The organism is Collinsella sp. CLA-AA-H167, assembly GCF_040095305.1.
Classification (GTDB): Bacteria; Actinomycetota; Coriobacteriia; order Coriobacteriales; family Coriobacteriaceae; genus Collinsella.
Window position 1 is genome coordinate 112,621 of sequence record NZ_JBBNGA010000005.1, and the last position, 23,571, is coordinate 136,191.

Sequence of the window (23,571 nt, forward strand, 5' to 3'; positions counted from 1 at the left end):
CCCTTTACTCGTGAACGATCTCGACATGGACGATCTCGTCGCCGGCACGCAGCTGCGAAATCACATCGAGACCCTCGACCGTGGTACCAAAGACGGTGTAACCGGAATCGAGGTTATGCTGGGCACCCAGGCAGAAGTAGAACTGCGAACCCGCGGAATCGGGGTCCATGGAGCGTGCCATGGCAAGGGCGCCATCGACATGGCTGTTGCGCGGATTGGTGGCAAACTCGCCCTTGATGCAGTAGCCGGGGCCACCGGTACCGGGCATACCGTCGGGGCCCTCAAGACCGGCAGCGACGTCGGCGCCGGACATGTCGCGGGTATTGGGGTCGCCGCCCTGGATAACAAAACCGGGCACATAGCGATGGAACTTAAGGCCATCATAGAAGCCCATCGTGGAAAGCTCGCAGAAGTTCGCGACATGAATGGGAGCGCCCTCGCCGTCAAACTTGACCTTGATGGTACCCTTCGACGTCTCGATTACGGCGCACTCGTCGCCGACAAGCTGATACTCGGGCGTGTAGAGCTCTTTCTTAAAACCAAACATGTGGTTCCTTCCTCGTGCGTTTAAAGCATATTTGTACGAATTGTAGCAATAAGCACGGGTTTACATCAATTGCGCACGTAGGTTATGCCGACTATGGCGAACTAATTTTAGGAACGCTGCTGCGGCTTCCAGGAACCCACATTGGCATCGTACTGGTTCAGCGCGCTGTTGCCGCCCTGCGCGATGGGCGCCAGGATCTCGCTTTGGTGGGAACTCATCGACTCGCCATCGGGAATGGCCAGCGAGATATCCCAGCTCTGGCAGATCACGTCGACGCGCTCATACATCCACTCGGCAAGCTGCTTTAAGTGGGCGATGTCATCCGCATAGACCGTATCGTCCTGTACTTTCAGGTTGTTGAGCTCATCTTGCGTCTTTTTGATCTGGTCGCGTAGGGCGTAGGCACTCTGCGACAGCTCCTGACGGGTGGACAGCGGCGTTCGGAGATAACCGTTGTTAAAGGAATCGATGACCTCGCCGATCTGGTCCTCGTCAGCGTAGGACACGATGGTCTGATACAGACCATCGAGCCTGGTATAGAGCTGATCATCGGTGAGCACGGTTTCTTCCTGAACCACCTCGGCAGAATCGCCCTGCTTGGTATCGTCCTCAGTCGCCTCGCCCTTTTGACGCGTGGGGAAGGTGGTTTGTGCAGCTTGGCCAAACTGGTCGTAGAAGCCAGGCATAACACCCATGGGATCGGTCGTCACGAACCAATAGGCACCACCGCACACGACGGCAAGGACCGCGATGATAATGAGCGGCTTGGGAATATGACGCTTATGCTTGTGATAGGCGTCCTCGTCGGGGTGCACCTTGCGCTTGGGTTTTTGAGCATCGTCATGCAGGGAAACGGGCGTGGGAATATCGACCTTGGGGATACCGAAATCCTTATCGAAAGCTGGCAGCACGCAGGTCTCATTGGGGTCGGCGGCGTCCGAAAGCACCGCAGCGGCAGAGGCCGGCGCATGCGGCACCTCGGTATCGATCTGCTCTTGCGTTAGGCGCGGAAAGCCCGCCGTGCGGCCCGCTGCCAGGTCGGATGCTGCCGCATCCTCGGAGAGGATACCCGGAGCGGGGCGTCCGCATTTGGGGCACGTACGATCATGCGGAGAAAGACGGGCACCGCAGCCCTCACAGAACACGAATTCGGTGTGCTCGGGACCATCGCCCGGACCCACATAGGCGTTGCAGTAGGGGCAGAACGAGGCGCCGTCCTCGATAGTCTTAAGGCAATGCGGGCAGATCACGGCATCCTCTTTTCGAAGCAATTCAAATAATCGAGGTTAGAGCATAACATCGCCACGGCCCTACAGGAGCAAGGCACCAATTCAACATCGCCAGGGCGCGTAGTTACTTCTTCTTTTTGCTCGGCATCGAGACTTTGATGCCTTGGGCGGACTTGGTTACGCGAGAGCGCTTGGCTCCGCTACCCTTCTTTTTCTTGGGCTGGGCCTGGGCCACGCCCTCGAGTGCGCGGGCCTCGGCCTCGCGAGCGGTGCGATCTTCGCGGCGCTGCGCCATGTCGGCGGCGACGCGCTTGGCAAAACGCTCGGCCGTCGAACCCGTCGAGCTCACCTTGCCGCCACCGCGACCCAGGTGGACGCGCACACCGCGGCCAAAACCAGTTGCGGCATGACGACGACGCGGCTTGAGCGAATCCATCATCGTGGCGAGCTTAAAGAACACCGAGCAGGTAAAGACCACGATGACAGCCAAGATTACCATCTGGCCCATCGACAGGTTGGCAATAGACAGCAGCTCCGGGAATCCGATAACGCCCACCAGGATGCCGGCGACAACAAACACGAAGAGCACCACACGTAAGGGCGTGAGAGGCTGCGAGATGCGCCAGATCAGGCTGACGCTCACCGCGCACGACGAAAGCAGGCACATCGTAGACAGCGTGAGCTGGCTAAAGCCAAACACGCGCGCCACAAAGATATCGAGCGCCGCGGCCAAAATGACCGCAATCGACGCCGGCAGTGCCCGCTTGAGCACGTTCGTCAGGAACGACCCCTTCACGCGAGCATTGTTGGGCTCCAGGCCCAACACAAAGCCCGGCGCGCCGATGCAGAAGAAGTTGATGAGCGTCATCTGAATCGGCTCGAAAGGGTACGGCGGCAGCGCGATGCACAGCGCCGCCAGGCCCATCGAGAACAGCGTCTTAGTCAGGAACAGCAAAGCCGAACGCTGCAGGTTGTTGATGGAGCGACGGCCCTCGGCCACCACGGCGGGCATCGAGGCAAAGTCGTTGTCGACGAGCACGATCTCGGCCACGTTACGCGCGGCATCGGAGCCGGCCGCCATGGCCACGGAGCAGTCGGCCTCCTTGAGCGCCAGCACGTCGTTGACGCCGTCGCCCGTCATGGCCACGGTGTGCTCGCGGCGCTTGAGTGCCTGCACGAGCTCGCGCTTCTGCTGCGGGGTCACACGACCAAAGACATGGTAGCGGTCCACTGCGGCATCGAGCTTGGCCGGCGTATCGAGCGTCGTGGCGTCCACATAAGCGCCCGCCCCCGGCACGCCCACCACGCGCGCGATCGACGACACCGTACGCGGGTCGTCGCCACTGATCACGTTGAGGGTCACGCCCTGCTCGTTAAAGTAGCCGATGGTCTCGGCCGCCGAGGTACGAATCTCGTCGCGGATGGTCACAAAGCCCACGGGCTCGGCCTCGCCCACCATATCGCCATCGGGCGTAAAGCCGTCCACGAGCGCCACCACGAGCACGCGGCAGGTATCGGCAAGCTCGGCGACACGGTTCTCGACCTGGGAAAACGCACGATCAGAGAGCACAAACTGCGCCGCACCCATCACATATGAGCCCTGTGCAAACGACGCGCCGCTCCACTTTTTGGAAGACGAGAACGGAATGACCGACAGTGGCTCGGACACCTCGACCGGACGGTCGGCGTAATAGTTGAGCAGCGCCTGACAGGTCTCGTTGGCATCGGCCGAGGTCGCACGCGCGACGTTAGCCAGCGCAAAATCGAGCACCGTGGTATCGACGGGAACGGCGGCGTCGCCCTCCCCCGCACCCATACCCTCGACCGGCAGCGGATAGGTACCCTCGACCTCCATGCGGCCCGACGTGATGGTGCCCGTCTTGTCCAGGCACAGCACGTCGACGCGCGCGAGCGTCTCAATGCAGTAGAGCTGCTGCGCGAGTACCTTGCGGCGGGCCAGGCGCACCGTGGCGATGGCGAGCACCGACGAGGTCAGCAGCACCAGGCCTTGCGGGATCATGCCCAGCAGGGCGCCCACCGTGTACAGCAGCGCCGACGAAGGCACATGACCAGCCAACAGCTCGGAGAAGCACCACGAAAGCGCGCTATTGCCTGGGGTTCCCGCGGCATCCCACAGCTCGCTCACGCTCGAGGCAAACAACGCCAAACCGAGCGGGATCATGATGATGCTCGCAAAGCGCACGATGGCGTTAAGCGCGTTCATGATCTCGGAATTGACCTTTTTGACGTACTTCGCCTCGTTATTAATTTTGGCCACGTAGTTGTCGGCGCCGACATGAATCACGCGGGCGCGCAGCAGGCCCGAGTCGATAAAGCTGCCGCTCATGAGCTCGGAACCGGGCTGTTTCTTAATGAGGTCGCTCTCACCCGTCAGCAGGCTCTCGTTCACGAGCGCCTCGCCCGAAACCACCACGGCGTCAGCGGGAATCTGGTCGCCGCGCCCTAGGCGGATGATATCGTCGAGCACGATCTGGTCCAGGTCGAGCTCCACCTCGGCGCCGTCGCGCACCGCAGTGGCCTTCTTGGAGGTCAGCAGCGTGAGCTTATCGACCATCTTCTTGGAACGCATGGACTGGATGACGCCAATAGCAGTATTGAGGAACACTACGAACAGGAACGTCAGATTCTTAAACGAACCGGTCAAAATGACCAGGAACGCCAAGATCACGTTGATCAAATTGAACAGCGTGCAGAGGTTCTCGATGATGAGCTCTTTGACCGACTTGGTCTTGAGCTCCATGTTGCGGTTGATCTTACCGGCGGCGATGCGCTCCTCGACCTCGGCGGTCGAGAGTCCGCGCTCGATATCCGTTGCTGCCATACCACGTCCCATCACGTCGCGTCGGTATAAGAAAAACCGCCCGGACCATGCGAGGTTCGGACGGTCTCACATTCGATGGTGCCCCATGTTGGATTCGAACCAACGGCCTTCTGCTCCGGAGGCAGACGCTCTAATCCCCTGAGCTAATAGGGCCAACGTTTGGCATTATACCCAAGTGCACCACGGGCTATCAAAATAAAAGAAAAAGCTTTGCAATTCCGAGGAAGACGCGGCTCAACGGCCCACTTTAGAAGGCAAAAGCGAGTCAGATAGTATAAACTCTCATGCACCATATGTACACGGCTCGCGATGCGGGCCGTTTTTGCAAGGGTTATCCATCGAGGTGAGAGGCACACCATGATTGCAATTTTAAAAGAGAGCGCCAGCGACGAGGCCGTCAGCCATATCGTCAGCTGGATTGAGAAAAAGGGCCTGAAAACCGATGTCTCGCGCGGCGAGAATGAGACGATCATCGGCCTGGTGGGCGATACGACCAAGATCGACCCATTCCTGCTCGAGTCCATGGATGTCGTCGAGCGCGTGCAGCGCGTCTCCGAGCCGTTCAAGCGCGCCAACCGCAAGTTCCACCCCGAGGACTCCGTCATCGACTGCGGCCACGGCGTCAAGATCGGCGGCGATCAGTTCCAGGTCATCGCCGGCCCGTGCTCCGTCGAGGGCGAGAACCTCATCCGCATCGCCCGCCGCGTGAAGGCCGCCGGTGCCACGATGCTGCGCGGCGGTGCCTACAAGCCCCGCACTTCCCCGTACGCCTACCAGGGCATGGGCCCCGCCGGTCTGGACCTGCTGTGCGAGGCGTCTGCCGAGCTCGACATGCCGATCGTCACCGAGATCATGGACCCGCGCGACGTGCAGGTCTTCCTGGACAAGAAGATCGACGTCATGCAGATCGGCGCCCGCAACGCCCAGAACTTCCCTCTGCTCAAAGAGGTCGGCAAGACCAAGACTCCGATCTTGCTTAAGCGCGGCATGTCCGGCACGATCGATGAGCTGCTCATGGCCGCCGAGTACATCATGAGCGAGGGCAACGACAACGTCATCCTGTGCGAGCGCGGCATCCGCACCTTCGAGACCCGCACCCGCAACACCTTCGACCTCAACGCCGTGCCGGTGCTGCACCACCTGTCGCACCTGCCCGTCGTCGCCGACCCCAGCCACGCCACCGGCTACACCCGCTACGTTGAGCCCATGGCGCTCGCCGCGACCGCCTGCGGTGCCAACGGCCTGGAGATCGAGGTCCACGACGAGCCCAGCCGCGCATGGTCCGACGGCGCTCAGGCCCTCACCCCCGATCAGTTCGACGACACCATGCGCCGCATCCGAGCCATCCGCGAGGTTGTCTGCCAAGAGACCATGGAGTAGCCCATGGGTACAGTGAGAAACGCGCGCGTTAACCAGGGCGGCCCCAAGTGCGCCGGCATCGTCGGCCTTGGCCTCATCGGCGGCAGCTTTGCCCGCGGCTATGCGCAGGCGGGCGTCCGCGTGCTGGCCTGGGACCCCGATGACGATGTCATGACCGCCGCCAGCATGGGCACCGTCGCCGGCGAGCTCAACGACAAGACACTCGGCGAATGCGACATCATCGTCTTGGCTTGCTACCCCGAAGCCTGCATCGAGTGGCTCGAGGCGCACGCCCAGGCGCTCGCCGACGCCACCGATACCGAGGCCATCATGGGCCCCGTGGTGATCGACACGGTGGGCGTCAAGGGCATCGTGTGCGAGCGCGCCTTTGAGCTTGCCCGCGAGCACGGCTTTTACTTTGTGGGCGCGCACCCCATGGCGGGCACCCAGTTCTCGGGCTACGCTCACTCCCGCGCCGACCTGTTCCAGGGCGCACCGCTCGTGCTTGTACCGCCCGCAGTGGACGACGCACTCAAGCTGGAGCTTTTGGGCCAGGTGCGCGAGATGGTACGTCCCCTGGGCTTTGGCAAGTTCAGCGTAACGAGCGCCGCCGAGCACGACCGCGTCATCGCCTTTACGAGCCAGCTCGCGCACGTCGTCTCCAACGCCTATGTTAAGAGCCCGACCGCTCAGGTCCACCACGGCTTTTCGGCCGGCAGCTACCGCGACCTCACCCGCGTGGCACACCTCAATCCTCAGATGTGGTCCGAGCTCATGATCGACGACGCCGATGCGCTCGCCTTCGAGATCGACCATCTGATCGAATCGCTTGGCGCCTACAGCCGCGCCCTTAAGGACCGCGACCAGCGCTATCTGGAGAATCTCCTTGCCGAGGGCGACCGCATTAAGCGCGCGCTCGACGACGAGGCCTCCCACTAGACCACCCATCACGCCAGGTCGAAAGGACCGAAGCTTATGGCGATTACTATCGATATCGACACCGCACGCCCCTACCAGGTGCATGTGGGCACGTTTTTGCTGGAGCAGGCAGGTCCGCTCGTCCGCACCACCGCCGGCGGCACCCGCGCCGTCATCGTGACGGACACCAACGTGGGCCCGCTCTATCAGATGCCCGTTAAGCAGAGCCTCGAATCCGCAGGCTACGAGGTGAGCGTCTGCACCTTCGAGGCCGGCGAGGCCCATAAGCGTGCCGAGACCTACGTTGCCATTTTGGAGTTTGTGGCCGAACACGAGCTTTCGCGCTCCGACGTGATCGTGGCGCTCGGCGGCGGCGTCGTGGGCGACGTGGCGGGCTTTGTGGCCGCCACCTACATGCGCGGCTGCAAGTTTGTGCAGATTCCCACAAGCCTGCTCGCCATGGTGGATTCGTCGGTGGGAGGCAAGACCGCCATCGACCTGGCAGCCGGCAAGAACCTGGCCGGCGCCTTTTGGCAGCCGAGCGTGGTCATCGCCGACGTGGGATGCCTGGCAACCCTCACGCCCGAGCAGTTCGCCGACGGTTGCGGCGAGGTCGTCAAGCACGCCGTGATCGCCGACCCCGAGCTCTTCGCCGAGCTAGAGAAGACCCCGCTCACGCTTGAGCTGCTGAACCGCGACGTGGCCCGTGTGGCGCTCATCATTGCCCGCAATATCGACATCAAGCGCGCCGTGGTCGTCGCCGACGAGCGCGAGACCAATCAGCGCAAACTCCTCAACTATGGCCACAGCGCCGGGCACGCCATCGAAGCCTGCGAGCACTTTGAGCTCGGCCACGGCAACTGCGTTTCGATCGGCATGGGCATCATCACGCGTGCCGCAGCCCTGCATGGCATCTGCGATGCCGAGCTGCCCGATCGTATTGAGGAGCTCTGCACCCGCCACGGCCTCAAGACCCGCTGCGACCTAGATGCCGATGCCGTCTTTGCCGAGGCGCTCCACGACAAAAAGCGCGCGGGAGACACCATCGACCTGGTAATTCCGCACGGCATTGGCCGTTGCAGCATCGACCGCACGCCGCTTTCCACTTTCCACGAACTCATTGCCGAGGGCCTCGGCCAGAAGGGAGGCGCATCCGCATGCTAGCCCGCATCAACCCGTCCCCGCTTAAGGGCACCGTTCCCGCCATCGCGTCCAAGTCGATGGCGCATCGCCTGATCATCTGCGCCGCGCTTGCCAACGGCGAGACACACGTCACCTGCAACACCACCTGCGCCGACATCGAGGCCACGGTGCGCTGCCTTACGGCACTGGGTGCTCGCATCGAGACCGTCGAGGACGGCTTCCAGGTCCACCCCACCATGAAGAGTGTTGAATTTGGCCTGCTCAAGGCCCTTGCCGGCGGCACGCTTGACTGCGGTGAAAGCGGATCCACGCTCCGCTTTATGTTACCCGTCGCCTGCGCGCTGGGCGCAGAAGCAACCTTTGTGGGTCAGGGACGCTTGGGCGCCCGCCCGCTGTCCCCGCTCTCGGACGAGATCATCGCCGCCGGCTGCGACCTACAGGGCCTGGGCGGTTTTCCGCTCAAGACGAGCGGACGCATGCGCCCGGGCACCTTTGTGCTTCCGGGCAACGTGAGCTCGCAATATATCTCCGGCCTTCTGCTGGCAGCCCCGCTGCTGGCCCAGCCCTCCTGCGTGCAGGTAACCGGCCTCATCGAGAGCCGTCCCTACATCAACCTGACGATCCAGGCCATGAAGGCCTTTGGCGTCGAGGTCAACGTCGAGCGTATTCCGGCCAAGGACGGCCAGCCCGAGGTCACGAACTTCCGCGTAACCAGTGGCTCGTACCGCACGCCTGGCAATGTGGCTGTCGAGGGCGACTGGTCCAACGCCGCCTTTTGGCTGTGCGCCGGCGCCATCGGCTCCGATCCCATCACCGTCGAGGGCGTGTCGCTCAGCTCGGCCCAGGGTGATCGCAACGTGCTTGCCGCACTCTCGCGCTTTGGCGCCCGCATCGTGCGCTCCACCAACGCTGCCACCGTGCAGTCCGACAAGCTCGCTGGCTTTGAGATGAGCGCCCACGACATCCCCGACCTGGTGCCCGTTATCTCGGCCGTGGCATCGTTGGCGCAGGACCGCACGTTCATCCGCGATTGCGCCCGCCTGCGCATCAAGGAATCCGACCGTCTGGCCACTACCACCCGCGAGCTCACCGCACTGGGCGCACAGGTGCGCATTGCCGGCGACGACCTCATCATCAAGGGTGTTGACGCCTTTACCGGCGGCGAGGTCGATTCGCACAACGACCACCGCATCGCCATGATGGCCGCCATCGCCGCGAGCCGTGCTACCGGCGAGGTCGTGATCCACGGCGCCGAGGCCGTCAACAAGTCCTATCCCGATTTCTTCGACCACTACCGCCTGCTGGGCGGCAAGGTCACGCTCGAGAAGGAGTAACATGTCCTCAACCTTTGGCAACGTTTTGCATCTGAGCATCTTCGGTCAGTCGCACTCCCCTGCTATCGGTTGCTCACTCGATGGCATTCCCGCGGGCATCGCCGTTGACCAGGAGCAGCTGCAGGCCTTTTTGGACCGTCGTGCCCCCGGTCGCGACGAGACCGCGACCAAGCGCCGTGAGGCCGACGCCGCACATATCATCGCCGGTGTGGTCGATGGACACACCACTGGCGCACCTATAGCCGCGATTATCGAGAACACCAACACACGCTCCAAAGACTATTCCGAGCTACGCCGCAAGCCCCGCCCCGGACACGCAGACTTTCCCGCGCGCGTAAAGTACCACAACATGCACGACGTCGCCGGCGGCGGACACTTCTCCGGCCGCCTGACGGCCCCCCTATGCATCGCCGGCGGCATCGCGCTGCAGGCACTCGAAGCCCGCGGTATTCGGGTGATGGCACACGTGGCACAAATCGGTGGTATCTCCGACCTGCCCATGGATGACATGGTCTATCGAGAGGCCGACCGCAAGGCAATCCTTACGAACGACCTGCCCTGCATTGACGCCGCTGCTGCCGGTCGCATGCGCGAGGAAATTCTGGCCGCGCGCGACGAGCTCGACAGCATCGGCGGCATCGTGGAGTGCGGCATCTACGGGCTTCCCGCGGGCATCGGTGACCCCATGTTCGACGGCATCGAGAACCGCATCGCGCAAATCGCGTTTGGTATTCCCGCCGTGAAGGGCGTGGAGTTTGGCATGGGCTTTGCCGTAGCAGCCATGCGCGGCAGCGAGAACAACGATCCGTATCGTATTGATGCCGAGACCGGCGAGATTGCGGTCGAGTCCAACAACGCCGGCGGCATCTTGGGCGGCATCTCCACCGGCGCACCCGTCATGTGGCGTATGGCCGTGAAGCCGACGCCCTCCATTGGCCGCGAGCAGCAGACCGTGGACATGGACGCCATGGAAAATGCCGAGCTCTCGGTCCATGGCCGTCACGATCCCTGCATCGTCCCGCGCGCCGTCCCCGTAGCCGAGGCAGCCGCCGCCCTCGCCGTCTGGGACGCCCTCCTCGAGGACGCCGCCCAGCGCTAATAATCTCCGGGGGCCAACTCCGGCCCCCACGCCCACCCAGTGATTTTTCTGGGACGGGGATTAAATAATCATTCGGCACACAATGATTTTTTAATCCCCGTCCCAGAAAAATCACCAACACGTGAAAGGGGCATCCATGGACCTTGCCGATATTCGTCAGGCCATCGATGGCATCGACACCACCCTGCTCAACAGCTTTGTCGAGCGCATGGATATTGCCACCGAGGTCGCCAAATCCAAGATCGAGATGGGCAAGGCCGTCTTTGACCCCGCCCGCGAGCGCTCCAAACTCAACAACCTCGCCAGCCGCGCACCCGAGCGTTACGAGGCCCAGACCATCACTCTGTTCCGCCTCCTCATGAGCATGAGCAAGGCCGAGCAGCAGCGCTACATCAACGAGCTCAAGGGCATCACGGTGTCGCAAAAGGCCCATGCCACGGCTGCAGCCTCCGACACGCCCTTCCCTCAAACGGCCACCGTCGCCTGCCAGGGCGTCGAGGGCGCTTACAGCCAAATCGCCGCGTGCAAGCTCTTCGACGTGCCCGACATCGCGTTTTTCGAGACCTTCGAGGGCGTCATGTGCGCCGTGCGCGACGGCTTCTGCGAGTTTGGCGTGCTGCCCATCGAGAACTCCACCGCCGGCTCGGTCAACGCCGTCTACGACCTGCTCGCCCAGTTCGACTTCCACATCGTGCGCTCGCTTCGCCTCAAAATCGACCACAACTTGCTCGTCAAGCCCGGCACCAAGCTTGCGGACGTGCACGAGGTCTACAGCCACGGCCAGGCCATTGCCCAATGCGCCGGCTTTATCGAGGCACACGACCTGCACGCCACCAAGTACCCCAACACGGCCATGTCGGCCGAGATGGTCGCCAGCTCCGAACGCACCGACGTTGCCGCCATCGCCTCGCGCAGCTGCGCGGCGCTCTATGGTCTGGAGGTGCTGGAGCCCAATATCCAGGACTCGGACAACAACTACACGCGCTTCGTCGTCATCAGTCGCGAGCCGCGCGTCTACCCCGGCGCCAACCGTACCTCGCTCATGATCACCACGGCCAACGAACCGGGCGCCCTCTATCGCGTACTCGAGCGCTTCTACGCACTCAACATCAACCTTATCAAGCTCGAGAGCCGCCCCATCCCCGGGCGCGACTTTGAGTTTATGTTCTACTTCGATCTGGACTGTCCCTTTGGCAGCAAAGCCCTCGACGACCTGCTCGACTCGATTGACGAGGTGTGCGAGAGCTTCACCTACTTTGGCAGCTACACGGAGGTGCTCTAGATGACTGACGTCGCCACAACCCGCCCCTACGGCGTGCTGGGCCGCGTGCTGGGCCACAGCTACACCCCGACCATCTACAAGGAGCTCGCGGGGCTTGAGTACGTGCGTTTTGAGCGCGAGCCCGAGGACCTCGCGGCCTTTATGACGGGCGACGAGTGGGAAGGCACCAACGTGACCATTCCCTACAAGCGCGCCGTCATGGACTACCTGGACGAGCTGAGCCCGCTCGCCGAACGCATGGGCAACGTCAACACGATCACGCGTCTGCCCGATGGCCGTCTGCGCGGCGACAACACCGACTACTTCGGTTTCCAGTGCCTGGTCGAGGAGCTGGGTGTGGAGATTGCCGGCAAGAAGGTCCTCGTGCTCGGAGCCACCGGAGGCGCCGGCACCACTGCCAGCATGGTGCTCGGCGACCTGGGCGCCATCGTCGTGCCGGTCGGCCGCACGAGCGAAGTCAACTACGACAACATCGCGCAGCAGTCCGACGCCGCACTGCTCGTCAACTGCACGCCCGCCGGCATGTTCCCCCACTGTCCCGACGCCCCCTGCACACTCGAGGGGCTCAATGCGCTCGAGGGCGTTATCGACATTGTCTACAACCCCGCTCGCACGGGACTCATGCTCGAGGCCGAGCGCCGCGACATCCCCTGCATCGGCGGTCTGCTCATGCTCGTGGCCCAGGCGGCGCAAGCCGTTGAGCGCTACACCGGCCAGGTCACTCCGCGCGAGCGCATTCTGGACGTAACGGAGCGCCTGTCACGCCGCGAACAGAACATCGCGCTGATCGGCATGCCGGGCTCGGGCAAGACCCGTGTGGGCGAGCAGATTGCCCTGCTCACGGGGCGAGAGCACATCGATCTGGATCGCGCCCTCGAGGAGCGCCTGGGCATGCCCTGCGCCGACTTTATCGTCGAGCGCGGCGAGGCGGCGTTCCGCGAACAGGAGACGGCGGCGCTGGCCGACATCTCCAAGCGCAGCGGCCTGGTGCTTTCCACCGGCGGCGGCGTGGTCACGCGCGACGAGAACTACCCGCTGCTGCACCAGAATAGCCAGATCGTGATGCTCAACCGCAAGCTCGACGAGCTCGCCCACAAGGGCCGCCCCATCACGGCGCGCGATGGCATCGACAAGCTCGCCGAGCAGCGCATGCCGCGCTACCGCTCCTGGGCCGACTACATCATCGACTCACGCGACTGCGCCGCCAACACCGCCCAAGCCCTCCTCGACACCCTCCCACCCGCTCTCTAACCAAAACCACCACAAAGGGGACAGGCGCCTTTGTGGTGGTTTTCCAATCGCAAAGGAAGCAACCATGAAAGCACTCGTCATCAACGGCCCCAACCTCAACATGCTCGGCATTCGCGAGCCGGGCATCTATGGCAGCGACAACTACGACCGCTTAGTGCAGATCTGCCAGGAGGCAGGTGCCGCACAGGGCTTCGACGAGATCGAGGTCTTCCAGTCTAACCACGAGGGCAGCATCGTCGACAAGATCCAGGAAGCCTACGGCAAGGTCGACGGCATCGTCATCAACCCGGCGGCCTACACGCACACGAGCGTCGCGATCCTCGACGCCCTCAAGGCCGTCGCCATCCCTGCCGTCGAGGTCCACATCAGCGCCGTCGAGACCCGCGAGGACTTCCGCCAAGTGAGCTACGCACGCCTAGCCTGCTTCGCCACCATCACTGGCGAGGGCTTGCAAGGCTACGCTCACGCGTTGGAGCTGCTGAGGGAGCGTATCGAAAAGTAAAATGCCAACCCCAACAAACAGCAGCGGCTTGCTCGCGCTCGGCTCCAGCAGCACACAAGATGAAAAAAGCCCAGACCACCAAGCGGTCCGGGCTTAATAAACGATGGTGCTCCATGGCGGATTCGAACCGTCGACCTTGGGATTAGAAGTCCCCTGCTCTATCCAACTGAGCTAATGGAGCAAATAACCGCACGCCCAAGCAAGCACAAGCCTGTCAGGCGCAAGTAATTATAACCTAGTTGAACTGCTCGCGGTACGCCTTGCAGACCTCATCGACCGGACCGTCCATGCGAAGGTCACCCTTCTCAATCCAAACGGCACGCTGGCAGATGCGCTCAACCTGATCCATAGAGTGCGAAACGAACAGAACCGTCACGTCACCGCTCTGGATAAAGTGCTGGATGCGGGCCTCGCACTTCTGCTGGAAGAACACATCACCGACGGACAGCGTCTCGTCAACGATTAGAATATCGGGCTCGGTAATCGTCGCGATTGCAAAGGCGATACGCGCCACCATGCCCGAGGAGAAGTTCTTAAGCGGCATATCGACAAAGTTCTGCAGCTCAGCGAACTCGATAATACCGTCAAAGTTGGCGTCGATGAACTCCTTGGTATAGCCGAGCAGGGCACCGTTCAGATAGATGTTCTCGCGGGCAGTCAGCTCGGGGTCAAAGCCGGCACCAAGCTCAATCAGCGGCGCGATGTTACCGTGCACCTTAACACTGCCCTCGCTAGGCTCAAGCACGCCAGCGATAATCTTGAGCATCGTAGACTTGCCGGAGCCATTGGTGCCGACCAGACCCACGACCTCGCCACGATGAATATCGAACGAGATGTGCTTAAGCGCCCGAAACTCCTCAAAGAACAGCTCGTGCTTAGCAAGCTTAATGAAGTACTCCTTGAGGTTGGTCAGTGATTCGGACGCCATGTTAAAGATCATGGTGACGTCATCGACCTCGACAGCCAGAGGCTGTTCGCTGTAATCAACAACAGATTCAGTCATCACAGCACTCCTTAGATGTAGAGGATGAACTTGCGCTCGGACTTATGGAACACGGTGTAGCCAATAACAAGCGCAAGAACCGCCCATGCGACGCACATACCAAACGTCATAAGCGAGGGCGTAGTCTGGAACAGGAAGATATCACGCATAAACTGCAGGTAGTTGTACATGGGGTTCGCATACATCAAGATACGCACGAGATGCGGCATTTGCGCAATATAGTCAGTCGTCCAGAAGATGGGCGTAATATAAGTCCACGCCGTAATGACTACGCTCCACAGATGCATAACGTCGCGAAAAAAGACCGTAAGGGCAGAGAGCATCATGCCCAGGCCCATGCAGAAGCACATAAGCAGCAGCAGGCAAACCGGCAGCAGAATCAGGTGCCAAGAAGGCATAACGCGGAACCACAGCATGACGATGGCGACGGCGACCAGCGAGAAGGCAAAGTTCACCAGCGAGAAAAGCACTTTCTGCACCGGGAAGACCCAGCGGTGCACCTTAACCTTCTTGAGCAGAGGGGCAGCACCCACGATCGACGTTAGGGCCTGGTTCGTGGACTCGGACATGACGGCAAAGGTAACGTTACCCACGATCAAGTACAGCGGGTACATCTCGGGCGTCATTGATCCATTGCGGCCCTGGCCAAAAATCGTCGAGAACACGATGGCCATGACGATCATCATCAGCAGCGGGTTGAGAACCGACCATGCGACGCCCAGAACGCTACGGCGATACTTGATCTTAAAATCCTTGGTAACCAGCTGACGAAGGATAAACGCGTCCTTCTCAAATTCGTTCTTAGCAAACGTCGCAGGCAGACTGCGAGTTTCTTGTTGCTTTGTCTGATTCGACACGGATGCAACTCCTTTACTCGTAATCGTTGACAAACGAACAGTATAGACCCGACGGCCATGCAAACGATTCGCGCAACAAAACTGGAGAACTAACCCACATCTTAGGATGCCAAGCCCAAACGGCTATACTTTCAAGAATTGAATGTATAAGGAGCATTGAGTGAATTCTGAATCCATCGCCGTCATCATCCCCTGCTACAACGAAGCCCTCACGATCGGCAAAGTCATCGACGACTTTCACCGCGAGCTTCCGCAAGCGACGGTCTATGTCTATGACAACAACTCGTCGGACGATACCTCACGCATCGCTACCGAGCACGGCGCCACGGTCCGCTTTGAGCCCCGCCAGGGAAAGGGCAACGTGTGCCGCCAGATGTTTCGCGACATCGACGCCGATTGCTACCTGATGGTCGACGGCGACGACACCTATCCCGCCGAGGCGGCCAAAGCCCTCTGCGAGCCCATCCTTAACGGCGCGGCCGACATGACCGTAGGCGACCGCCTTTCCAACGGCACCTACGCCGAGGAAAACAAGCGTGCTTTCCACGGCTTTGGCAACAACCTAGTTCGCGCCATGATCAAGTGGATCTATGGCTACAGCTTCGATGACGTCATGACCGGCTACCGCGCCATGAGCCGCCCGTTCGTTAAAACCTTCCCTGTGCTTTCCGAGGGTTTCCAGATTGAAACCGAGCTCTCGATCCACGCCGTCGACCACCGCTGGCGCATCAAAGATGTGCCCATCGAGTACCGCGACCGTCCGGAAGGCTCCGAGTCCAAGCTCAATACCGTGAGCGACGGCATTAAAGTCGTTGCGATGATCGGCACGCTGTTCAAGGACTACCGTCCGCTCAAATTCTTCAGCCTGGTCGCGCTTCTGTTTGCGATTATCGGCCTCGCCCTGGGCATCCCCATCGTCGTCGAATATTTCCAGACCGGTCTAGTCCCCCGCTTCCCCACCGCAATGCTCGCCGCATCTTTCATGTTCCTTTGTGGCCTGAGTCTCGCGACGGGGCTTATCCTTGATTCCGTTGCAAAGGTTGAGCGTAAACAGTGGGAGGTCAACGTGTATAACACATATGGCTGCAGCATTCCCTCCAGCGCAAATAAAAACGAGAGGTAAGTCACATGCCGCTCATCTCCATCGTCGTGCCGTGTTACAACGAGCAGGAATCACTTCCGATCTTTCTCAAAGAGCTCGATGGCGTCGTTCGCATCATGACCCGGCAAGACCCCGGCATCTCCTTTGAAGCCGTCCTCATCGACGATGGCTCGGCAGACAAAACGCTCGCCGTCATGAAGGCAGAAGCTGCGGCGGCGCATCCATACGCCATCCGCTGGCACTCTTTCTCGCGCAACTTTGGCAAGGAGGCGGCACTACTCGCCGGACTCCAGCACGCAAAGGGCGACTATGTCGCCACCATGGATGCCGACATGCAGGACCCGCCCTCGCTCCTGCCGCAGATGTACGAGATCTTGCAAACCGAAGACTACGATAACGTCGCCACACGCAGGACCACCCGCGAAGGCGAGCCTCCCATCAGGTCGTTCTGCGCCCGTATGTTCTACAAGATCATCAACCGCATTTCCAAGGCCGACATCGTCGACGGAGCACGCGATTTTAGGCTCATGAAGCGACCTATGGTCAACGCCATCATCTCCATGGGCGAATACAATCGATTCTCCAAGGGCATCTACGGCTGGGTCGGCTTCAAGACCAAATGGCTCCCCTACGTAAACGTCAACCGCGTGGCCGGTGAGACCAAATGGAGCTTTTGGTCGCTGCTCCTCTATTCCATCGACGGCATCGTCGCGTTTTCCACGGCGCCACTCTCCCTCGCCGCCCTCACGGGTATCGTCTTCTGCCTCATCGCCATCATGGGATTTATCGTCATCCTGGTCAAAACGCTTGTTTGGGGCGATCCCGTAGGCGGATGGCCCTCCCTTGCCTGCCTCATTACGCTGTTTGGCGGCATGCAGCTCCTGTGCCTGGGAATCATTGGCGAGTACCTAGCAAAAGCCTACTTGGAGGCCAAGCACCGCCCCATCTATATCATTCGAGAATCCAACGAGGAATCTGATGACACGGCCCAATAACAGCACGCTCAAGAATGTGGCGTTCTACGCCGCCTGCTTCACGTTTTCCATCGCATTTTTTGTCGCACTTGCAGAGGCGGGGCATGTCTACCCCTTTGGCGACAACTCGTTTCTCACCAACGATCTCAAATACCAATACATCGACTTCTTCGCGTGGTTTCGCCGCGTCCTTTTAGGCGAGGCAAACCTTCGCTATTCCTTCTCACAGGGCCTCGGTATGAACACATGGGGGCTCTATAGCTACTACCTCGCCAGCCCCTTCAACCTGCTCTGCGTGCTGTTTCCCGCAGACAAGCTGACGCTCTTCGTATTTGCCATAACCGCGCTCAAGCTTGGCTGCATCCACATCAGCAGCGCTTGGTATGTGCAAAAGCGCTTTGACCTTTCCAAGCCCGCCGCATTCTTGCTATCCCTCTCGTTCACGTTTTGCAGCTGGACCATAAGTAATTTGTGTAATCCGCTCTGGATTGATTGCCTTATCCTGCTACCCATCTGCGCCTTCGGATGCTACGAGCTCATTCGCAAACAAAAAATGATACGCCTCGTTATTGCGATTGCTCTCAATGTCATGTTCTGTTGGTATACGGCTTATATCAGCATCCTGTTCCTCTGCATCTTCGTACTGGTTGAGTTTGTCGATTACGTCGCTGCAGAAGGATATAGCTGGATGCTCACGCTCAACCGAGCCCTACGATTTGCAGGGGCTATGGTGCTTGGACTGCTTCTGTCCGCTTGGACCTTTTTGCCGACCATCCTTGCCATGGCAAAAGGCGGCCCCGTACTGGCACTTGGACCTTTGCTTAAAACAGGCCTCAAATCGCTCATCAGGGGCTTCATCCCCGGCATGTGGGTGAATAACGGGAATACGCCGCAGTTCTATTGCGGCGTCATCATGATGTTACTTGCAATAAGCCTACTGTTTAACCGCAAGGTTTCGGCCAAGATACGCATCGCAACGTTCGTCGTCACAGCCGTCCTGATCGCTAGCTCCGTTTTGAGCCCGCTCGAGTACATCTGGTGCGGCATGCGCGTTCCCAACGGGTTCTATTCGCGCACAGCCTTTTTGCTGGGCTTCTTTACGATGTGGGCCGCAGGCTATTCGTTGCAGGTGTTCGAGGGCCAGCCCAAATTTCGTCATGCCTATCGACCCGCCGTCGTATTACCAATCCTGGCAATCACCGCAATTGATTTGTTTATCAACGCCCATGTGATGTGGAACCAACTGTACGCAGGCTATTCCGAAGATGCCAACTGCACCTATGTGACTACCGCAACCAACACGATCACAACCATTCAAGCCCAAGATCCTGCGTCATTCTACCGTATCGATCGAACGACCACGCGCGCCGATAGCGCTGCCCTCAACGAGGGCTTAGCGCTTGGGTACAACCAGCTGTCGTCCTACTCATCCGCAAATACCCCGCAGGCCATCGCACTGCTCAACTCCCTTGGATACAGCAGCATTGGCGAATTCTCAACCCGTTATGCCGAGCCCATTCTCGCCGTCGATGCCCTGTTGGGAGTCAAGTACGCCATTCCTGAAAACGCGCCTGCAGGATACGTTTTAGCCAAGACGAATCAGGGCGACTCTACAAGCGCGGTGTACGAGAACCCCTATGCGCTCAGCATTGGCGTCGCAGCCTCAAGCGATATCCAAAACAGCACGCTGAAGTGCGGGAACCCCTTCGAAAAGCAGAACGACCTCTACAGCAAAATCCTAGGCCGCGAGGTCGAGCTCTATACCAAGATCGAGGCCACGAGCACGGAGAATAGCGATAGCTTAAAGCAATGGAGCGTTACTCTTCCGGCAAGCTCCATCGGGTATCTCTACATCAACAAAGATACGACCGCCGGCAGTTATTGGCCCGTCACCCTTACCATCGACCAGCGAACGATCGAAAACGAGGCCTGGAGATTCGACAATAATATCCGCCAGATTTCGGATGCATCGGACTCCCCGAGCCAGCATACGGTGTCAATCGGAGTCGCAGAGGGCTATACAGACATGCCCCAAGACAATGAGCCGGTCTTTTACGCCCTCAATCTGGACGTTTTCGAGCAGATTATTAACGAGCTTAAGATGAGCGAATTTGTTCCGACGGTTTTAGAGGACGGAAGGATCGAAGGCGAGTATACCGCCAAGGATGACGGCAACCTACTGCTGAGCGTTCCGTACGATGAGGGCTGGAACGTAACGGTAAACGGAACCGCCACAGAACTAACGCCCGCCGCCGATAAGGGCTTGTCATCCCTGAACATGCAGAAAGGCGCGAATAGGATCGTGATGACCTACAAGACTCCGGGCGCCCTTGCGGGGCTTGCAGTGAGTCTGGCGACCGCCGCCGCCCTTGTTGCAGCGGGGCTATTCACCAGGCAAAAGAAAAGCCGCCGTTAAAGAACGGCGGCTTTTACTCTCGAAAAGTTAATAGCGGCTAGAGCGTCTTGAGGTACTCCCCCAGCTCTTCCTCCCAGTCGGGCATGTGGAACCCGACCGACTCGAGCCTGGACAGGTCGAGCGCGGAGTGGGTCGGGCGCGGGGCGACGGGGCCGGAGGCGTTCGCGTAGTAGTCGGCGGTCGACACCGGCACGACCTTGTCCCCGTTGCCGTTGGCGGCCTCGAAGACGGCGCGGGCGATGTCCGCCCAGCTCTTCACGGCGCCGGAGCCGGTGCAATCGTAGGTACCGTAGGGGGCCTTCGCGTCCAGCACGTGGAAGATGGCCCGCGCCATGTCGCGCGTGAAGGTCAGGCGGCCCAGCTGGTCGTCCACGACCGTGATCTGCGCGAGCCCGTCCTCGGGGTCGGCGACGCGGTCGGACAGCCCCTTCATGGTCTTGACGAAGTTGTGGCCCTCGCCGATGACCCAGGAGCTGCGCATGATGTAGTGACGGGGGCACCCGGCCACGGCGATGTCGCCTGCGGCCTTGGTCTGGCCGTAGACGGACAGCGGGCTGAGGGGCTCGTCCTCCGTGTGGACCTCGGCCGTGCCGTCGAAGACGTAGTCGGACGACACGTGGACCAGGGTGATCCCGTGCCCGGCGCAGGTCCGGGCGAGCAGGGCCGGGCCGGTCGCGTTGGCCTTCCAGGCGGTCACGCGGCCCTCGGGGGTCTCCGCTTTATCCACGGCCGTGTAGGCGCCGCAGTTGATCACGGTGCCGTAGAGCGACCAGTCGTACTGCGAATAGGCCTCCGGGTCGGACATGTCGAAGGTGTCGATGTCGCAGAAGTCGAAGTCCTTCGCCACGCCGCGCTCCTCGGCGAGCGCGCGCACCGCATGGCCCAGCTGGCCGTTGCAGCCGGTGACGAGGGTGCGCTTCGGCGCCATGGGGACGACGTCCTTGAGCATCGGGTGGTTGAGGTCGGCCTCGGAGACGGTGGCCTCCTCCAGCCGGATCGGCCACTCGATGGCGAGCTCGGGGTCGGCGAGGTTCACGAAGGTGTAGGTCCTCTTGAGCTCCAGCGACCAGTGGGCGTCCACCAGGTAGGTGTAGGCGGTGCCGTCCTCCAGCGCCTGGAAGGAGTTGCCCACGCCGCGCGGGACGTAGATGGCCTTCGACGGGTCGAGCGTGCAGGTGAACACCTTCCCGTAGGTGGCGCTGCCCTCGCGCAGGTCAACCCAGGCGCCGAAGACGCTGCCTCGCGCCACGGAGATGAACTTGTCCCAGGGCTCGGCGTGGATGCCGCGGGTGACGCCGCGGCTGTCGTTGTAGGAGATGTTGTTCTGGACGACGCGGAGGTCCGGGATGCCGAGTTCGGTCATCTTGGCGCGCTGCCAGTTCTCCTTGAACCAGCCGCGCGAGTCGCCGTGGACGGCCAGGTCGACGACCATCAGGCCCTCGATGCCGGTCTCGGCCACGGAGAGGTCCTTCTCGAATGCGATGTCTGCCATCTGTCTATCCCCTCCTACTGGCCCTGTGCGCGGTAGCGGGCCTCGGTGGCCTCCTTGGCCGGGCGCCACCAGGACTCGTTCTCCACGTACCAGTCGATGGTGGCCTTCAGGCCCCCGGCGAAGTCGGTGTGCGCCGGCCTCCAGCCCAGCTCGCGCTGGAGCTTGGTGGAGTCGATGGCGTAGCGGCGGTCGTGGCCGGGGCGGTCGGCGACCCAGTCGAAGTCCTCGGGGTCGCGCCCCATGGCCTCCAGGATCATGCGCAGGACCGTGATGTTGTCCCTCTCGCCGTCCGCTCCGATGAGGTAGGTCTCCCCCGTGCGGCCCTTGGTGAGGATGTCCCAGACGGCGCTGGAGTGGTCCTCGGTGTGGATCCAGTCGCGGACGTTCTCGCCGCGGCCGTAGAGCTTGGGGCGGACGCCGTCGACGATGTTCGTGATCTGCCTGGGGATGAACTTCTCCACGTGCTGGTAGGGGCCGTAGTTGTTGGAGCAGTTGGAGATCGTGGCGCGCAGGCCGTAGGTGCGCGTCCAGGCGCGCACGAGCATGTCGGAGCTCGCCTTGGTGCTAGAGTACGGGCTGCTCGGGTGGTACGGCGTATCCTCGGTGAACTTCGCCGGGTCGTCGAGCGCCAGGTCGCCGTAGACCTCGTCGGTGGAGACGTGGTGGTAGCGGATGCCGTACTTGCGGACGGCCTCCAGAAGGCGGAAGGTGCCCTCCACGTTGGTGCGCAGGAACGGCTCCGGGTCGGCGATGGAGTTGTCGTTGTGGCTCTCTGCGGCGTAGTGCACGATCGCGTCGTGGCCCGGCACCAGCCTATCCAGCAGTTCCGCGTCGCAGATGTCGCCCACGACGAGCTCCACGCGGTCGGAGGGCAGGCCCGCGATGTTCTCGGGGTTGCCGGCGTAGGTCAGCTTGTCCAGGACGGTGACGTGGACGCCCGGGTGGTTGTTCACGACGTAGTGGACGAAGTTGCTGCCGATGAAGCCGCAGCCGCCCGTGACGATGATGTTCTTGGGTTCAAAAATCTCAGACATGAAAATCCAATCTGAAGCATGTACAGCTTCTTTAGTATGCCGCAGGAAGTGACGCCGCGACGCTATTCAACAAAACTATCGGACATTTCGGCATGCGATAAGAGCCATAACCTCCGCTGAATTACCTCCTGTACAAAACGCCTCCGGAATGCAGTCTTTGTCGTAGTGAAAAACCGAATCCCCAGTTATTTCACGTAAGTAATGTCCTGTTTTGGCGCCGACCGGGAAATAGCATAACGATGATTCCCGCGATCTTGATAAACAGGGACGAAAGAATGGTATTTTCCGCTCGTCTTAATCTTGTAAATCTCATCCACGCTATACGGAAGATTGGGGAAATCAGCCCTTGAGATCAGCACGAAATAATTCGAGGAATACAGCACATGATGGGCAAACTCATCAGAATGGATCTCTTTTAAGCCCTCATCGACAAATACAATCGAGTCATGAACGGACGAAAGCTGGTTTCGCCAATCATAATCGGTCAGGGCGACACAGGGACAATCGCATTGCAAGGAAACACCCGACTGCTCGCCCGTTCGCATGTAGTCTGCGACCATGTCAAACAGTGTCGTCTTACCCGTGCCGCTATCGCCACGCACAATAGTGATGTTCCGCTTGATGGTAAATGTGTACTTGGTTCCCCTGCGGCGGGAAATCTTAACGAGATGCGAACCGTTCATAAGCAGCACCTACAGATACGGAATCGACTCGTGAATCAATTCGGCCATGTTGTGAACGATTCGGCCGCTATTCACGACTTTTATTTTAAAATCCTCGCGACCAAAGTCCATCACATGATAGAGATTCACAACGAGCTTGCGGTCTTTCGCCATGTCGAGAATCCACTTGGCACAGTTATCACCACAGGTAGAAGCGTTAAAAATATGCTTACGATCAAATCTCATAAGCAGCAGCGTTTTCACGCCACCAGAAAGCTGGAGTGGAGAAATGGACCCAAGCACAGGGCTTTCGATGACGTTTTCGGAGACAACATCCGATCGATCGACATCCTTAATTATCGAGACTGCATAGGGATCCGTAATCCAAGAAGACCGGTAAGAGTTTTTGAAATATGTCGCTGTGTTGTAAATCGCTTCTGGCATATCGCCAAAGTAGACGCTTAACACATCCACTCCCAATCATATTGTCTTTATGGTCAACGTAATCATAACGAAAGGGGCCAC

At 60.3% G+C, this 23,571-nt stretch carries 20 protein-coding genes and 2 tRNA genes; 11 read left to right on the forward strand and 11 right to left on the reverse strand.

The window, feature by feature from the left end; all coding sequences use genetic code 11:
- Positions 1–4: 4 nt before the first annotated feature.
- From AAAT03_RS04920 to AAAT03_RS04935, 4 genes are all read right to left on the reverse strand, one after another.
- Complete coding sequence (locus AAAT03_RS04920) at positions 5–547, reverse strand: peptidylprolyl isomerase (RefSeq protein ID WP_055249980.1); 543 nt, start codon at positions 545–547, stop codon at positions 5–7.
- 107 nt (positions 548–654) lie between these two features.
- Complete coding sequence (locus AAAT03_RS04925; RefSeq protein WP_158551271.1) at positions 655–1,797, reverse strand: zinc ribbon domain-containing protein; 1,143 nt, start codon at positions 1,795–1,797, stop codon at positions 655–657.
- A 103-nt stretch (positions 1,798–1,900) separates the two neighbouring features.
- Entirely contained in the window at positions 1,901–4,618 is a 2,718-nt protein-coding gene (locus tag AAAT03_RS04930; protein WP_349102713.1) for an HAD-IC family P-type ATPase, read from the reverse strand.
- A gap of 76 nt (positions 4,619–4,694) precedes the next feature.
- Positions 4,695–4,771: transfer RNA gene (locus AAAT03_RS04935), tRNA-Arg, on the reverse strand.
- A gap of 204 nt (positions 4,772–4,975) precedes the next feature.
- Between AAAT03_RS04935 and aroF the strand changes: the two genes are divergently transcribed.
- The 8 genes from aroF to aroQ all read left to right on the forward strand — a co-directional run bounded on the left by aroF (position 4,976) and on the right by aroQ (position 13,506).
- Complete coding sequence (gene aroF / locus AAAT03_RS04940) at positions 4,976–5,998, forward strand: 3-deoxy-7-phosphoheptulonate synthase (RefSeq protein ID WP_117786071.1); 1,023 nt, start codon at positions 4,976–4,978, stop codon at positions 5,996–5,998.
- 3 nt (positions 5,999–6,001) lie between these two features.
- A complete protein-coding gene (locus AAAT03_RS04945; protein WP_349102714.1) occupies positions 6,002–6,916 on the forward strand; it encodes a prephenate dehydrogenase/arogenate dehydrogenase family protein in 915 nt (304 codons plus the stop codon).
- Between the two features lie 36 nt (positions 6,917–6,952).
- Positions 6,953–8,059: a 3-dehydroquinate synthase gene (gene aroB / locus AAAT03_RS04950; RefSeq protein WP_349102715.1), complete on the forward strand. Its 1,107-nt coding sequence runs from the start codon at positions 6,953–6,955 to the stop codon at positions 8,057–8,059.
- A complete protein-coding gene (aroA, locus tag AAAT03_RS04955) occupies positions 8,053–9,372 on the forward strand; it encodes a 3-phosphoshikimate 1-carboxyvinyltransferase (protein ID WP_349102716.1) in 1,320 nt (439 codons plus the stop codon). Before aroB ends, aroA begins: the two co-directional genes overlap by 7 nt.
- Before the next feature lies 1 nt (position 9,373).
- Complete coding sequence (gene aroC / locus AAAT03_RS04960; protein WP_349102717.1) at positions 9,374–10,471, forward strand: chorismate synthase; 1,098 nt, start codon at positions 9,374–9,376, stop codon at positions 10,469–10,471.
- Positions 10,472–10,607: 136 nt separating this feature from the next.
- Positions 10,608–11,753: a prephenate dehydratase gene (pheA, locus tag AAAT03_RS04965; RefSeq protein ID WP_349102718.1), complete on the forward strand. Its 1,146-nt coding sequence runs from the start codon at positions 10,608–10,610 to the stop codon at positions 11,751–11,753.
- Positions 11,754–13,004, forward strand: a complete 1,251-nt coding sequence (locus AAAT03_RS04970) for a shikimate kinase (RefSeq protein ID WP_349102719.1) — start codon at positions 11,754–11,756, stop codon at positions 13,002–13,004.
- 64 nt (positions 13,005–13,068) lie between these two features.
- The gene (gene aroQ, locus AAAT03_RS04975) at positions 13,069–13,506 is read left to right on the forward strand and encodes a type II 3-dehydroquinate dehydratase (RefSeq protein ID WP_117806288.1); all 438 of its coding nucleotides are present in this window, start codon (positions 13,069–13,071) and stop codon (positions 13,504–13,506) included.
- A 104-nt stretch (positions 13,507–13,610) separates the two neighbouring features.
- Here aroQ and AAAT03_RS04980 read toward each other — a convergent pair.
- From AAAT03_RS04980 to AAAT03_RS04990, 3 genes are all read right to left on the reverse strand, one after another.
- Positions 13,611–13,687, reverse strand: a tRNA-Arg gene (locus AAAT03_RS04980).
- 54 nt (positions 13,688–13,741) lie between these two features.
- On the reverse strand, positions 13,742–14,509 hold the full coding sequence (locus AAAT03_RS04985) for an ABC transporter ATP-binding protein (RefSeq protein WP_118289078.1): 768 nt from the start codon (positions 14,507–14,509) through the stop codon (positions 13,742–13,744).
- A gap of 11 nt (positions 14,510–14,520) precedes the next feature.
- Entirely contained in the window at positions 14,521–15,366 is an 846-nt protein-coding gene (locus AAAT03_RS04990; RefSeq protein ID WP_349102720.1) for an ABC transporter permease, read from the reverse strand.
- Between the two features lie 160 nt (positions 15,367–15,526).
- Here AAAT03_RS04990 and AAAT03_RS04995 point away from each other — a divergent pair, with 160 nt between their 5' ends.
- From AAAT03_RS04995 to AAAT03_RS05005, 3 genes are read left to right on the forward strand one after another with little or no spacing between them, the layout of a single operon-like run.
- Positions 15,527–16,489 carry a glycosyltransferase family 2 protein gene (locus AAAT03_RS04995; RefSeq protein ID WP_118388008.1) on the forward strand — a complete coding sequence of 321 codons (963 nt, stop codon included), beginning with the start codon at positions 15,527–15,529 and terminating at the stop codon, positions 16,487–16,489.
- A 5-nt stretch (positions 16,490–16,494) separates the two neighbouring features.
- Positions 16,495–17,463: a glycosyltransferase family 2 protein gene (locus AAAT03_RS05000; protein ID WP_089573422.1), complete on the forward strand. Its 969-nt coding sequence runs from the start codon at positions 16,495–16,497 to the stop codon at positions 17,461–17,463.
- Positions 17,447–19,858: a YfhO family protein gene (locus AAAT03_RS05005; protein ID WP_349102721.1), complete on the forward strand. Its 2,412-nt coding sequence runs from the start codon at positions 17,447–17,449 to the stop codon at positions 19,856–19,858. Before AAAT03_RS05000 ends, AAAT03_RS05005 begins: the two co-directional genes overlap by 17 nt.
- A 37-nt stretch (positions 19,859–19,895) precedes the next feature.
- On the opposite strand, the gene AAAT03_RS05010 is transcribed toward AAAT03_RS05005, so the two are convergent.
- The 4 genes from AAAT03_RS05010 to AAAT03_RS05025 form a co-directional block, all read right to left on the reverse strand.
- Positions 19,896–21,350: a sugar nucleotide-binding protein gene (locus AAAT03_RS05010; RefSeq protein WP_349102722.1), complete on the reverse strand. Its 1,455-nt coding sequence runs from the start codon at positions 21,348–21,350 to the stop codon at positions 19,896–19,898.
- 14 nt (positions 21,351–21,364) lie between these two features.
- Positions 21,365–22,384, reverse strand: a complete 1,020-nt coding sequence (rfbB, locus tag AAAT03_RS05015; protein ID WP_349102723.1) for a dTDP-glucose 4,6-dehydratase — start codon at positions 22,382–22,384, stop codon at positions 21,365–21,367.
- 185 nt (positions 22,385–22,569) lie between these two features.
- Positions 22,570–23,067: a Fis family transcriptional regulator gene (locus tag AAAT03_RS05020; RefSeq protein ID WP_187362399.1), complete on the reverse strand. Its 498-nt coding sequence runs from the start codon at positions 23,065–23,067 to the stop codon at positions 22,570–22,572.
- 9 nt (positions 23,068–23,076) lie between these two features.
- Positions 23,077–23,514, reverse strand: coding sequence for a DUF4869 domain-containing protein (locus tag AAAT03_RS05025; RefSeq protein ID WP_117638162.1), 438 nt, complete (start codon positions 23,512–23,514; stop codon positions 23,077–23,079).
- Between the last annotated feature and the right edge of the window lie 57 nt (positions 23,515–23,571).